This is a genomic window from Streptomyces corchorusii, assembly GCF_001514055.1.
In the GTDB taxonomy this organism is placed as follows: domain Bacteria; phylum Actinomycetota; class Actinomycetes; order Streptomycetales; family Streptomycetaceae; genus Streptomyces; species Streptomyces olivaceoviridis.
The window spans coordinates 13058-26412 of sequence record NZ_KQ948374.1; the positions used below are offsets into that span (position 1 = coordinate 13058).

The 13355-nt window shown below is 72.3% G+C and carries 11 protein-coding genes; 8 read left to right on the forward strand and 3 right to left on the reverse strand.

Features of this window, described 5'->3' with window-relative positions; translation table 11 throughout:
* Positions 1–97: 97 nt before the first annotated feature.
* The 8 genes from AQJ11_RS52940 (at position 98) to AQJ11_RS39935 (ending at position 9704) form a co-directional block, all read left to right on the forward strand.
* A complete protein-coding gene (locus AQJ11_RS52940) occupies positions 98–661 on the forward strand; it encodes a helicase associated domain-containing protein (protein WP_059266653.1) in 564 nt (187 codons plus the stop codon).
* 1103 nt (positions 662–1764) lie between these two features.
* Positions 1765–3234 (forward strand): NUDIX hydrolase, encoded by a 1470-nt coding sequence (locus tag AQJ11_RS39905; protein ID WP_059266654.1) that lies wholly within the window; start codon positions 1765–1767, stop codon positions 3232–3234.
* Positions 3235–3336: 102 nt separating this feature from the next.
* Positions 3337–4710, forward strand: coding sequence for an MFS transporter (locus tag AQJ11_RS39910; protein ID WP_059266655.1), 1374 nt, complete (start codon positions 3337–3339; stop codon positions 4708–4710).
* Entirely contained in the window at positions 4707–6026 is a 1320-nt protein-coding gene (locus AQJ11_RS39915; protein ID WP_244218591.1) for a protein-L-isoaspartate O-methyltransferase family protein, read from the forward strand. The genes AQJ11_RS39910 and AQJ11_RS39915 overlap by 4 nt, the downstream gene beginning before the upstream one ends.
* Positions 6023–6874: a methyltransferase domain-containing protein gene (locus AQJ11_RS39920; RefSeq protein WP_059266657.1), complete on the forward strand. Its 852-nt coding sequence runs from the start codon at positions 6023–6025 to the stop codon at positions 6872–6874. Before AQJ11_RS39915 ends, AQJ11_RS39920 begins: the two co-directional genes overlap by 4 nt.
* The gene (locus AQJ11_RS39925) at positions 6871–8253 is read left to right on the forward strand and encodes a phosphotransferase (RefSeq protein WP_059266658.1); all 1383 of its coding nucleotides are present in this window, start codon (positions 6871–6873) and stop codon (positions 8251–8253) included. Before AQJ11_RS39920 ends, AQJ11_RS39925 begins: the two co-directional genes overlap by 4 nt.
* A 31-nt stretch (positions 8254–8284) precedes the next feature.
* A complete protein-coding gene (locus AQJ11_RS39930) occupies positions 8285–8566 on the forward strand; it encodes a hypothetical protein (RefSeq protein WP_059266659.1) in 282 nt (93 codons plus the stop codon).
* 604 nt (positions 8567–9170) lie between these two features.
* On the forward strand, positions 9171–9704 hold the full coding sequence (locus AQJ11_RS39935; RefSeq protein ID WP_059266660.1) for an EF-hand domain-containing protein: 534 nt from the start codon (positions 9171–9173) through the stop codon (positions 9702–9704).
* A 152-nt stretch (positions 9705–9856) separates the two neighbouring features.
* On the opposite strand, the gene AQJ11_RS39940 is transcribed toward AQJ11_RS39935, so the two are convergent.
* The 3 genes from AQJ11_RS39940 to AQJ11_RS39950 form a co-directional block, all read right to left on the reverse strand.
* Positions 9857–10762: a class I SAM-dependent methyltransferase gene (locus AQJ11_RS39940; protein WP_059266661.1), complete on the reverse strand. Its 906-nt coding sequence runs from the start codon at positions 10760–10762 to the stop codon at positions 9857–9859.
* Between the two features lie 80 nt (positions 10763–10842).
* Positions 10843–11949, reverse strand: coding sequence for an NAD(P)-dependent alcohol dehydrogenase (locus AQJ11_RS39945; protein ID WP_059266662.1), 1107 nt, complete (start codon positions 11947–11949; stop codon positions 10843–10845).
* A gap of 2 nt (positions 11950–11951) precedes the next feature.
* Positions 11952–13355: an aldehyde dehydrogenase family protein gene (locus AQJ11_RS39950; RefSeq protein ID WP_059266663.1), complete on the reverse strand. Its 1404-nt coding sequence runs from the start codon at positions 13353–13355 to the stop codon at positions 11952–11954.

A 13355-nucleotide genomic window follows, 5' to 3' on the forward strand; every position in this document is an offset into this window, starting at 1 on the left:
CCTGGCGCTGCAGACGGGCGGCGGCGCCTATGCCGCGGGGCGGACGGAAGCGACCCCGGAGCTGGCGTTCATCCTGCTGCGGCTGGCCGAGGACATCATGTGGCCCGTCACGGCCGTGGACGGGGAGACCGACCCGTGTGCGGACTCCTTCGCGCTGGACGAGGTCGGGTGCGTGCTGCTGTCCGCGCTGCGGGACTGGGCGCGGGACTCCCCCACCACGGCGGTGCCGGGCATCGCCCGCAGCATCATCCGGTTCACGGTGAACGTCATCCCGGACCCCGACCATATGGACACCGCCGACACCCTGGCGGCGATGCGCAGGAGCGGCTGGCGAAGCTGGGCGTGCAGCCCGCTGAGGCGCCGTCTCCCGCCCCGGTGGCCGCGCGCACGACGAAGGAGCAAGACGCAGGCGGCGTTCCAGCGGGGCCTGGCGGCCCTCACGCAGTGGGTGGAACGCGAGGGCGACCGACCTGTGCCGAGGGGGCACAGCGAACAGATCACGGCCAACGGCGAGCCGGTGACCGTGAAACTGGGCGTATGGATTTCGAACACGAAATCGAGGGGACCGCTGGACGCCGAACAGATCGCCGCGCTCGCGGCGCTGGGCATTGACTGGGCAAGGCCGGTGACGGTCCCGCAGGCCGTCCCGGACAGCCTCTGATTGCTGACTCTCTCGCTTCGTTATGCTGGGCGTTCTCACGAGGCCGTCCATGATCGTCTCGGCACGTGCCGAGGAGTCAGCGCTCACGAACCGTCTTCATGGACACACCAGAACGAGAACACACTCAGGCAATGAAGTGAGAGTCAGCACGCCCTGAGCGCCCTGCTGCGCCTGGACGGGGGGAATGCCCGTCAGAGAGGCGCACAGGCGCCTTCGCGGGCGTGTGCACGGTCATCCCTCGGGGACCGACCAACGCGAGACGGGGATGCGGGAGGCCCGCATCGGGTGGGGCTGTGCCGCGCCCCGGCGGCCCGCGTCACCGTCGGCGGCCACGACATCGGAGTGCTGGGCCTGTACGTGCCCTCCCGCGGCCCCAAGTCTACGACTCGTTCCAGGCCGCCGGCCTCACCGACACCTTCCGCCGCTCCACCCCGACGAGGCCGCCCACTCCTGGTTCGGGCGCAGCCGCAACGGCTTCCGCTTCGACCACCTCTTCGTCTCCACACCCCACGCCGAGCGCGTCCTGGGCTGCGACTACCACCAGGAAGCCCGCGAAGCGGGGCTGACCGACCACGCAGTCATGACACTGCGCCTGGGCCCTGCCGTCCACCCCGGGCGAACAGGGCGAAGCCCCAGCGGCGGGGGCTGGCTGACAGCCGGCCGCCGCAGCGACTGAACGTCGGCGTTTCGGCCAACCTCCCCCGAGCCGCAGGCCCTTGCGCGGCAAGGGTCGATGCACTGCGCACCCTCGGAAAACCGCTGAATCACAGGGCGCGCAACGCGTCCGAAAGGAACAGGTGCTCGAAATCGTGCGGCGTCGTTGAGCACGGCGACGCCACCGCCACGTCCACGAGAGGGGAACACATGGACGCCAGTCGAACCAGGCGGCGCCAAGACCCACGAGGACCTGATCTTTCGTAAGCGCGGCCTGTCCCAGAGCATGTGCACCGCCGAGGCCCCCCAGTACGGAATCGCGCCGTCGAGCGGCGGCGAACCCGGCCCCCGAAGCGCCAAGCCGTCCGGCCACGGAACGGCGAGCTGAACCACTGGAGCCTCTTTCCCCCGCCTGCCCGCCCCCTGACATCGAAGGCGAGACGACGCCCATGCCACCCAGCTCCACCGCGATCCGCAGGACCGTCGAGGCGTACCTCGGCCAGCACCCCGGCGAGCGTGACGCCCTGGCCGAGCTCCTCGCCGCGCTGGACCGGCCCGGCGACGCGACCGCCCGGACGACACTGCCCGGGCACGTCACATGCAGTGCCGTCGTCATGGACCGGCAGGGCCGGGTCCTGCACATCCGGCACCGGGCCACCGACGGTCTCATGCTCACTCCCGGCGGCCACGTCGAGCCTGGGGACCGCACGCTGCTCGCCGCGGCGCTGCGCGAGGTGGCGGAGGAGGCCGGGATCGCGCCGGGCGCCCTGTGCCTGACCCGGCAGCTGCTCGGTTCTCCGATCGACATCGACGTCCACGACATCGACGCCAGCCCGTCCAAGGGGGAACCGGCGCACCACCACTACGACGTCCGCTACGTCTTCTACCTCGCCGGCGAGGAGCCGCCCAAGGTCGCGCTACAGGACGAGGAGGTCTCCGGCGCCCAGTGGCTCCCGCAGCCGGAGGTCACCTCGCCGACACTGCGCGCGAAGCTCCTCGCGGCGGGCCTGGACGGCCGACCGGAGCCGGTGAACGCTTCCGTGCTGATCCACGACGGGGCCGGCCGGTACCTGCTTCACTTGCGTGACCACAAGCCCGGCGTCATCTGGGAGCCGGGGGCGTTCGCCCTTCTCGGCGGCGGCCGCACGCACGACGACCAGAGCCTTGAGGGCACTCTGCTGCGGGAGCTGTCCGAGGAGGTGCCCGACCTACGCCTTGAGGATGTGAAGCCCTACGCCGTGGAGGCCGCGACCAGCATCGACGGCCTCAGCGTCCCGGTCCAGGTCTTCGCCGGCCGGTGGCACGGCAACCCCGACCGACTCGCGCTGCACGAGGGCGTGCTGCTGCGCTGGTTCACGCCCGACGAACTGGACCGGCTGCGCCTGAGCCCCGCCACCCGTGACCTGATTCGCCGGCACGCGGCCGAGAACTCCCCGGACGACAAGCCGGCCGCGGCCCCGCCTGTGTGGGACGGGGGCAGCCGAGTGGTGCTGAACGGCGTCGGAGTCCACCTCCACCTCGAAGACGCCGAAGGCCGGGTGCTTCTCGGCCTGCGTCACCCCGACTCGAAATACGCAGGGGACACCTGGCACTACCTCGCCGGGCGGTGTGAGCAGGAGTCCGCGCTCTCCTGCCTGGTCCGCGAGGCGTGGGAGGAAGCAGGGCTGGTCATCGGCCCCGCCGACGTGGAGCTCGTGCACGTCGTCCACGTCGTCGACACTCCGGGCAGCCTGCCCCTGATGCAGCTCGTCTTCCGGGCTCGCCGGTGGGAGGGCACCCCCGAGGTGCGCGAGTCCGACAAGTGCCTGACCTGGCAGTGGTGGCCGCGGGACGAGCTGCCGGACCCGATCGTCTCCTACACCCGCACGGCCATCACCGCCATTGCCGAAGGCCGCCCCTATTCCGAGCTGGGCTGGTGAGCAGGGTGAGCACACCCACCGGTAGCGGACCCGGCCGGCAGTCCCAGGCCGAGTCCAGGTACGTGCTGCGGGGGCTCCTGGCGGAGCCGAGGGAGGTGCCCCGTGCCGCCCTGCACTGAGCCCTCCTCCGCCGCCGGCACCTCGCTGTGGCGGCACCGGGACTTCCGCCGGTACCTGACCGGCCAGGCCGCGAGCGTGGCCGGCAGCTCGATCACTCAGATGGCGCTGCCGGTGCTCGCCGTGCTCCACCTGGACGCGACCACCGCCCAGGTCGCCTGGCTGGCGTTCCTCGGACAGCTCCCGCCCGCGCTGCTCGCCCTGCACGCCGGCGCGCTCGCCGACCGGCACTCCAAGCGACGGCAGATGATCACCGGTGACCTGGTCAGCGCGACGGTCCTCGCCACCGTGCCGGTCTCGGCGGCGCTGGGCACCCTCACCCTCACGCAGCTCATGATCGTCGCCGTGGTGCAGGGGGCGGCGAGCGTGCTCCACGACGCGGCGGCCATCAGCCTGCTGCCCAGCCTCGTCGACCGGTCCTTGATCCAGCGGAGCAACAGCCGGGTCGGCGCGCTGTTCGCGGTCGCCGCGACCGCCGGAAGCCACCTCGGCGCCGCGCTGACCGCGCTGCTCGGGCCCGCCCGGGCCCTGCTCGGCGACGTCGCCTCCTATCTGATCAGCGCCGTGTGCACCGCCCGCGTCCAGACCGCCGAACCCGCCCGCGTACGCCCGGAGACCCGCCGGCTGCGCGGTGAGATCGGCGAGGGCCTGCGGTACGTGCGCGGCGATGACCGGCTGTGGACCCTGACCCTGGTCAACGCCACGACCTCGTTCGCACTCGGGCTGCTCAACACCCTCTGGGCCCTGTACCTGTTGAGGTCCCTGGCGATGAGCGCGACCGCGTTCGGGGTGGTGCTGGGCCTCGGCGCGCTGGGCGCGGCCGCCGGAGCGTTCACCGCACCGGCGTTGGCCCGCCGGTGCGGGCCGGGGCCGATGATGCTGGCCGCGCTCGCGATCACCCCGCTCACCCAGCTCCCGTTGCTGCTCGCCTTCCCCGGCCGTGCCTGGCAGATCACGATCGGTGCGGCGCTCTTTGTGCAGCTCGCGTGCGCTGGTGCCGCGGGCACCACCCAGCGATCCATCCGCCAGATCGTCACCACGGCCGGGATGCAGGCGCGGATGCAGGCGGTGAGCACCTGGCTGACGTCCGGCGCCCGGCCCGTGGCCGCGCTCCTCGCCGGCGCCTTGGGCACGTGGATCGGTGTCCGGTCCGCCCTGACGGCCGGAACCCTCCTGCTGCTGATCCCGCTCGTCGTCCTCGCCCACTCTCCGATCCGCGCCCTACGGAACATGCCGGACCCGCCCGCCGCCCCTCTGCCGTCGCCGCCCGCAGCCCGGACGTCCCCTCCCGCCGTGCCCACTCCAGCGCGCACGGACGACACGCGGCCCGACCGCGCACTCGGAGGCGATGCCTCGTGAACAAGGTGCCGAACTCGGCGGCGAAGCCCGCTACTCCCCCACCCGATCCCCTGGAGTGCACCGTGCTGAGCGACCCCACTGCGCCCGCCGCGCCCCTCCTTTCAGCGCAGCCCGCCGGCGACACTTCCGGGGCTGTGGCGGCCCGGGCGGCGATGGTCGCCCGGCTTGAGGAAAGCGGAGCGCTCGGCCCCGGACCGGTGCGAGAGGCTCTGCTCGCGCTGCCGCGCCAGATCCTGATGCCCCAGGCGTACGTGCGGCGCAGCGCCCCCGACGAGACGCCGCCGCGCTGGGATCTGCTGGACTTCTCCCGTCCGGCCGACCGGGAGGAGCTGCTGGAGCGCCTGCACAGCGGGGACAGCGTCGCGATCCAGCATGACGGCGAGCCGATCCTCGGCCGCGTTCCCGGGCCGCGCCGCGGGGGCGTGATGACCGCCATGTCGAGCACGATGAGCCTGACCGCGGACCTGCTGCAGCAGTTGGACCTGCGGCCCGGGCTGCGGGTGCTGGATGTGGGGACCGGCGCCGGGGTGACCGCGTCGGCGGCCTGCTTCGTGTGCGGCGACGAGGGCGTCGTCACCCTCGACATCGACCCGCACGTCACCGCGGCCGCCCGCGAGCGGCTGTCCGACCTCGGCTACCGGCCGGCCACGGTGACCGGGGACGGCACCACCGGGTGGACCGCCGCCAGCCCGTACGAGCGGATCTTCGTCTCCTTCGCCGTCCGCCACGTGCCGCAGGCCCTGGTGGAGCAGCTGGCGCCGGGCGGGCGCGCACTGATGACGCTCGGGACGTCGTCGCCGTCGTGGCCGGGCCTGGCCGTGATCGGAAGACGACAGGACGGGAGCGTAGAGGCCCAGCTGCGGGCGGTCGAGTTCGGGCACCGGGCCGGTGCCGGCTTCGAGCGGCTGTTCCTGTCCGCCACGTTCCGCGCGGAGATCACCACGGCCGACGGGTGGACGCAGCGCAGCATGCTCGCACCGCCGGAGGATACGGCGCGCGGCATGTGGCTGGCCCTGGACCACCTGTACCCGGGCCTGGTACGCGACTTCGGCGCCGAGGACCTGACGATCGGCGCGCCCGAGTGCCGGTCGTGGATGCGCGTGCGCGCAGTGGGCCACCACCGGTGGGACGTGACGACCTCCGGGCCGCGGGACATCTGGGCAGAGATCCAGGGTGTCGCCGGCCGGTGGCGGGCGGCCGGTGCACCAGACGTCTTCCGGCTTCAGTTCGACGCCGACGGCAGCCAGCGGGCCACCAGCCCGAACGGCGCACTGACCTGGCAGCTTTCCCCTGGCGAGACTGGAGATGCACGATGACCCGCCCCGACCGACCGGCCTCTGCGGCGGTTTCGGACGATGCCCTGTTCGGGCCCGAGGCCGCCGACTACGCCCGCTACCGTCCCGGCCTCCCGGACGCCGCGGTTCACCTCCTGGCCGCCACCCAGCACGGTGTGCCCGCCCCCGTCCTCCTGGACCTGGGGACCGGAACCGGCCAGGTGCCCCGAGCACTGCTGACCGCCCTGCACCGCCTGGCGCACAGCGACCTGGTCAACGTGAACGCCTCGATGCTGAAGTCGGCCCGCGCCGCACTCGAACCGGTCCGCGGGACGTGCACGGTCGACGTCTTCACCGGCGCCGCCCACGATTTCGCCCCCGCCGCGCCCGGCCGGGCGCCCGCCCTGATCACCTGCTCTTGGTCCTTCCACTGGATGGCCTACCCGATGGTCCTGTCCATGGCCGACAGGGTGGCCGCGCCGCACGCCGTCGTGGCCATCATGGGCGACGGCAGCCTCTGGACCCACCAGGCCGACTGGACAGCCGCCCTTCGGCAGCTGATCCAGAGCTACCTCGGCGAAGACCGGCGCGCGGGCACCCGCGGCACCCACGCCGGGTCAGCCCGCTCCTCCGAAGACGACCTGCCCGACTCGGCGTTCACCGAGGTGGCCGAGCACAGCTTCCCCCTCTCCCGCGCCTGGGCGCCCAAGGACGTCCTCGGCTACCTGCGCACCACCAGCTTTCCCCGCCCCGCCCTCTTCGCCGGCCACCACCCCGAGTTCGAGACCGCCGCTCTCCGACTGCTCCAGGACCATGCCGACGGCGGCGTCCTGAAGGAGGACGCGGTGCTCACCGTGCTGCTCGCCCGCCGCCCCGGCGGTGACGCGTGAGCGGCACCCAGCGGCACACCGAGCCGCTCGACGTCCACCTGATCGCCGTACGCGACGGCGCGGCAGGCCATGAGGTGCTGCTGTCCCGGCGGGCCGGGAACGTGTACGCGGCTGGCTGCTGGCATCTCGTGTCCGGGCATTTGGACGGCCCCTGGGAGGACATGGTCGCCGCCCTGGTGCGTGAGGCCCGGGAGGAGGCCGGTGTCGTCATCGACCGGGCCGATGTCCGGGCGGCCGTCACCGTGCACCACCGAGCCCCTGCCGGCGGCGCCAGGATCGGGGTGTTCTTCGTGGTGGATCGGTGGAAGGGCACCCCGGAGGTCAGGGAGCCCCATGTGTGCGACGCCATGGGGTGGTTCTCCTTCGACGCCCTCCCGGAGCCGATGGTGGCGTACTGCCGCGCCGGGTTGGATGCCTACCGGGCCGGCGCGCGGATGGCCGTGCACTTCCAGGAGCCCGGCGACCCGATCGCCTACGACCGGTCCGTCGACCGGCTGGTCCTGCTCCATGAACCCGCCACGCGCGGCGCGGTCCCGGACCAGGCGGTGCGCACGTTCGCCGAGCAGGCGGTCGGCCGGATCACCGAGTGGACGGACGCGTCCTGGGCGCGGGAGGAGAGCCGCGTGTGGCGGGCGGTCGGCGCCGAGGACGGCGAGTGGTACGTCAAGATCCACCAGAACGACCGGTTCCACCAGCGTGAAGTGGACGCCCTTCGCAGCTGGGTCCCCGGCCTCGGGGCGGCCGCACCCCGGCTGGTGGCCGCCGACCCCACGCTGCGGGCCGTCGTGCTCACCGCGGTGGGCGGCCGAACCCTGCACGGCGCCCTCCACCCGCCAGAGCAGCAGCGCCTCATCTTCCACCGCATCGGGCAACTCGCGGCGACCATCCACCACAGCGCCCCGCCCCGGCCGGCCGCCGACGGCCTGCCGCTGGGGAAGCTGGAGCGCCACCTCGCGGGCGCCCTGGCCCACCTCGCTCCCGGCGACGAGAAGTTCATCCGCGCCACCACCGAGAGGGCCGCCGGCCTGACCCCCTTGATGACGGTGCCCACGCATGGTGACTTCCAGCTCCGCAACTTGCACTGGGACGAGACCGCCGACGCTCTGTACGTGATCGACTTCGAGCGGTCGGAAGAAGGCCCGGCCGTGCGGGACTTCGTACGACTCTCCGACGCCTGGCACGGCCGGCCCGACCTCTTCCAGGCCGTGATGGACGGCTACGGCCGCCGCTTCACCCCGGACGAAGAGGCTCACCTCACGGTCCTGTCCGTCCTGGATGCCGTCTCCGGCATCTCCTACGGCGCCGCCCACGGCGATCCCGAGCTCGTCGAGCGCGGCCGGCGCACGCTGGCCCGGCTCCGCGCCGCACAACGCCCCTGACACCACCGCCCTACGCACGAGGAGCAGCACGTTGACGTACACAGCCCGCGATCAGTGGGAGCAGCACTTCAGCGATGGCAAGGGGTTCCGGCAGGTCGGTGAGCGCGAGCGGGAGCTCCTCGCCGAGCACACCCCGGCCCCGGACGGCGGCGGCCGCGCGCTCGGCGTGGGATACCGATCGCCGCACATCGGCGGCCGATGGGCCCTGCCGACGATCCGCGAGGTCATGCTCGGCAACCACCGGTTCCGGCAGATCGCCGGAAACACCGGCGCCCCCCTCGGACCGCCTGGCGGCCCGGCCGTAAACCCGTAGGATCTGCAACGTCACAGCGACGTCTAAGCGGAAGGCGAGACCGTCCGCGCCCACCTCACCCAAGACGTCCGCGGGCGGAAGCGGCAGCGGTGCGCGCAACGAGAGCGGCACTCGCAGCCGGCCGCCAAGCGGAGAACGCTGTGCAGGCACTGCGCAGCACACTCAGCGTCTGGGCAACGGCTTCCTTGAGCGCCTTTGTCCTTCCGTACGAGCGCATGCAGGCGGGCGGGGTCAGTCTCCGGACGGCTTCGCCTGTATTTCGGATACGCGAGCGAGCCCGGACCGATGCGGTTGGGGCGAGGCGCAGCGGTTGTCATCAGCGGGGTCGGATGAGCTGAGGAATGGGACAGGTCGGAACAGTCTGGTTGTCACAGGCGGGACATCCGACTTGTCACATACGCTCATTCAGCAGTCCTTTTGTCAACAGAAGCGAAGATCGACAGCCTGCCGCTCGCCATGACGGTTCCATAGGTCGTGGCCGCTACTCGCGCTGAGTTCGGGAAGGACAGTCGCAGGAGATTTCGTGTGTCCCAACACGGTCGAGTAGAGGCCCTCATTGGCCCAGGCCCGGAATCGTCGGGTCGCAGAAGACAGGTGATGGAAAATGCGAGATGAGGCCGCCAAACGGGTCGAGCTGGTCTTCTCCCTCTTCGACGCCAACGGCAACGGAGTCGTCGACTCCGGCGACTTCGATCTGATGACGGGCCGTGTTCTGGAGGCGGCGGCCGCCTCGGGCGATGGCGCCAAGGACGCCATCCGGGCCGCGTTCCGCCGCTACTGGACGACGCTGGCCACTGAACTGGACGCCAACGGCGACGGTGTGATCACCCTGGACGAGTTCCGTCCGTTCGTGCTCGACCCAGAGCGTTTTGGCCCCACGATCGCCGAGTTCGCCGAGGCCCTCTCCGCGCTCGGCGACCCCGACGGGGACGGTCTGATCGAGCGCCCCCTCTTCGTATCGCTGATGACGGCGATCGGCTTCGAGGAAGCGAACATCCACGCCCTCTTCGACGCCTTCGGTCCGGACTCCGAGGACCGCATCACCGTGGCTGCGTGGAACGCCGGCATCAAGGACTACTACGCGCCGGACTTGGCCGGGATCCCAGGCGACCAGCTGGTGACTGACCGGGCCGCCTGACGCGGTCCGTCAGCGGCTCTCCCGGCCGTGGACGGCGCCGCTGGACGTGACCGAACCGCCGCTTCCGTCAGGACGCGTCCCACCGAGCGGGGCCTGCGGTCCGGGCCCCGCCCCCATCCTCCGGTCGGACGTCGTCGTGAGCGGTGCGAGTGTCAGGGCGAGGGTTTGTGCGCGAACACCCACCGGTTTCCCTCCAGCGCGTCGTTGGGCTCGGGCAGGGGGCCGCGTCGGTGCCGGCGGCTGAAATCGAAGGGCGTGTGCATTGAGGTGGACCAGCCCTTGGCCGTCAGGCCGCCCGCGGAGTCGGGCCGGGGGCCCTTGTCGAAGAGGTGGAGCAGGTCGATGCCGATCTGTTCTCGCGTCGCCGTGTAGATCGGGCTGTCGCGGTACTCCTGTAGGTCCTTTTCCAGCTTGGCCTCGAAGGCCAGGGCGCTGCCTTCGGTGGTCAGCCGGTCCACCGTGTCGATGAGGTACGTCTCGGCGGGGCTCGGCAGGTAGAAGAGGAGTCCCTCGGCCAGCCAGACGCTCGGTGCGGCCGGGTCGAAGCCGGCGGTGGTCAGCGCGGTGACCCAGTCGGCGCGCAGGTCGACCGGTACGGGGACGCGCTTCACCTTCGGGCTGGCTGTCAGGTCCGTGAGCACCTGGTGTTTGAACGCCAGCACGCCCGCCCGGTCGATCTCGAAGACGACGCAGTCGGAGGGCCAGTCGAGTCGGAAGGCGCGGGTGTCCAACCCGGCGCCCAGCAGGACGACTTGGCGGGCGCTCGTACGGACCGACCGGAGGAGGAAGTCGTCGAGGACCCGGGTCCTCAGGCCGAAGTAGCGGGCGAACCGCCCCCATAGGGGGTTGCCGTCCCCGTCCGGGACCTGCTCGATGCGCACCGGCCAGTCCGCGCACGCCGGGGCGGCCCGCACGAAGTGTTCCGCGTAGGCGTCCTGGGCCAGGCTGTCGTGGCGGTGGGTCTCGATCGCCCGGGCCGCGGCGACCAGGAGGGCGGTCAGACCCACCCCTGCGTCCACACCTTCCACGTCCGTGTCCTGCGGCGCCGTGCCGGCCATGTTTCCTCCGTTGGCGGGAGTGGGGACTGCGGGGTGTCCGCTTGGCGGATGCGGTGAGTCTGCGGTGCTGTATGCCTCGCTCATCGGCTTCCTCGCTGCGGGAGCAGGACGGGTTTGACCACGCGGCCCGCCTCGCAGTCGCGTTCGGCCTCGTTGACGTCGGCCAGCGGGTAGGTGCGGATCAGTTGGTCGAAGGGGAAGCGTCCGGCCTGCCACAGCCCGGTCAAGCGGGGTATCAGCAGTCCGGGTAGGGCGTCCCCTTCGCAGATGTGGCGGATGCTGCGGCCTCGGTCCACAGTGCCCGGTTCGAGCGGCAGGGCGGTGTGAAGCCGTGCCACCAGGCCGAGGCTGCCGGTGGGGCGCAGTGCCCGGAGCGCGTCGTTGATGAGCGGCGGTGAGGCCGTGGTGTCCAGCGCGTACTGCACACCGCCCTCGGTCAGGCGCCGGATCTGCTCGGGCAGTGTGGCCGTTGCCGCGGGCAGCGGGATCGCACCGAATCGTTCGGCCAGGGTCAGCCGTTGGGGGTGCCGGTCGACGGCCACGGTCAGCGCGCCGGCGGCGGTGGCCGCCATCACGGCGGCCAGCCCCACCGCTCCCGCGCCGAAGATGGCGAGGGTGTCGCCGGGGCCAATACCGAAGGTGTTCAGCACGGCTCCGGCGCCGGTGAGGAAGCCGCAGCCGAGTGGCCCGAGCAGTTCGATGGGCAGTGCGGGGTCGACCCGGACGGCGTTGCGGGCCGGGACGAGCGCGTACTCGGCGAACGAGGACTGGCCGAACCAGCGGGGGGCCAGCGCTTCCCCGGTCGCGTCGGTGAGCCGCGGCGCGTCCTCCTTGCGTCCTCCGAAGAGGTTGAGGGAGGCGAAGGAGTCGCAGTAGGCGGGGGCCGCGCCAAGACAGGCCCGGCAGTGCCCGCAGGAGTCGAAGCTCAGCACGACGTGGTCACCGACGCCGATCGCGCCGTCCGAGTCGTCGCCGGACGCCACCACGACCCCGGCCCCCTCGTGGCCGAGCACCGCCGGCAGCGGGCTGCGGCCGGCCGAGCGCCGGACCGCCAGATCGGTCCGGCACATTCCGCAGCCCGCGATCTCGACCAGGATTTCGCCGGCGGCGGGTTCAGTGCGCAGGGTCACCTCCTCGATCGTGAACGGGTCCTCGTACGAGCGCAGTACAGCCGCCTGCAACCTCATCGTCATGCCTCCTGCGGACGGTGGACCACGAACGGCCGGAGGTTGCCGTAGAGCCCCCACGGTCCGCCTGCAACGCCGACGCCGCTGTTCCCGACGCCTGCGAAGGGCTGGGCGAGGGACAGTTCGGCATGGTGATTGATCCAGGCCGTGCCGCATTCGAGCCGGTCGGCCACGGCCTCGGCCCGGTCGAGATCGGTGCCCCACACGGAGCCGCCCAGCCCGAAGTCGGTGCCGTTGGCCGCCTCGACGGCTTCGTCGAGGTCCCGGTACGGCAGCACCGGCAGGACTGGGCCGAACTGTTCCCCGGTCACCACCGGGTCGTCGGGAGGGACGTCGGTGAGGATCGTGGGGGCGAAGAAGTGGCCCGGTCCGTCGAGCCGGTGGCCGCCGGCCGCCGCCCGGGCGCCGGCCGCCAGGGCCTGCCGAGTGACCCGCTCGACCCGGGCCAGCTGAGGGGCGTTGTTGACCGGCCCGAGCCGGGTGTCCGGGTCGAGTCCGGGTCCGACGACGACGGTCTTCGCCCGGTGGGCGAGGGCCTCGACGACGTCGGCGTGGAGCCGGGCCGGCGCGTAGACGCGTTTGACGGCCATGCAGACCTGCCCGCAGTTGCGGAAGGCGGCCCAGAACAGCCGGTCCGCGATCCGGTCCACGTCGACGTCGTCCAGGAGGACGGCCGCGTCGTTGCCGCCCAGTTCCAGGGTGACCCGGGCGAGCGAGGACGCCGCCGCTGCGGCGACGGCCTGCCCGGTCGGCACCGAGCCGGTGAAGGTGACGTGGCGGATTCCCGGATGGGAGGCGAGGCGGGCGCCGAGGGGTTCACGGCCGGTGACGACGGTCAGGACGTCCTCGGGCAGGGCGGTGGTGAGGACGGAACCGAGCAGCCGGGTGGCGAGCGGGGTGTACGGGGAGGGTTTGAGGACTATGGTGTTGCCCGCCGCGAGCGCGGGCGCGAACTTCGCCGCCGCCAGTTGGAGGGGAAAGTTCCACGGCACGATCGCGCCGACGGGTCCGAGGGGACGCCAGCGGACCTCGCTGCGCACGGGCCGGCCGTCGTCGATCCGGCGGGTGCGGGGGGCCAGGTCGGCGAAGTAACGCAGCCGGGCCGCCGTGCGGGCGACCTCGGCGTACGACTCGGCCAGAGGCTTGCCCTGTTCCCGGGTGAGCAACGGAGCGAGGTCGTCCCCGGCCGCTTCCACGGCGTCGGCGGCGGCGAGCAGCCCGGTGGCGCGGGCGGCCGGATCGGCGCGCCATCCGGTCCAGGCACGCCGGGCCCGGTCGACCACGGCGTCCAGCTCGTCCGGCTGCTGGTCGGGGGCCTCGTCGAAGGCCTCCCCGGTGGCCGGGTCGACGACGGCGAGGCGCGCGGCTCGGTGTCCGGGCGTGCGGCCGGCTTCCGGTGTCGGCAT

Bases quoted from the DNA above. Each gene is read 5' to 3' on its own strand.
- AQJ11_RS52940 (WP_059266653.1), top strand. From the start codon at position 98: ATGTGGCCCGTCACGGCCGTGGACGGGGAGACCGACCCGTGTGCGGAC.
- AQJ11_RS39905 (WP_059266654.1), top strand. From the start codon at position 1,765: ATGCCACCCAGCTCCACCGCGATCCGCAGGACCGTCGAGGCGTACCTC.
- AQJ11_RS39920 (WP_059266657.1), top strand. From the start codon at position 6,023: ATGACCCGCCCCGACCGACCGGCCTCTGCGGCGGTTTCGGACGATGCC.
- AQJ11_RS39935 (WP_059266660.1), top strand. From the start codon at position 9,171: ATGCGAGATGAGGCCGCCAAACGGGTCGAGCTGGTCTTCTCCCTCTTC.
- AQJ11_RS39940 (WP_059266661.1), bottom strand. From the start codon at position 10,762: ATGGCCGGCACGGCGCCGCAGGACACGGACGTGGAAGGTGTGGACGCA.
- AQJ11_RS39945 (WP_059266662.1), bottom strand. From the start codon at position 11,949: ATGAGGTTGCAGGCGGCTGTACTGCGCTCGTACGAGGACCCGTTCACG.
- AQJ11_RS39950 (WP_059266663.1), bottom strand. From the start codon at position 13,355: ATGCCGACACCGGAAGCCGGCCGCACGCCCGGACACCGAGCCGCGCGC.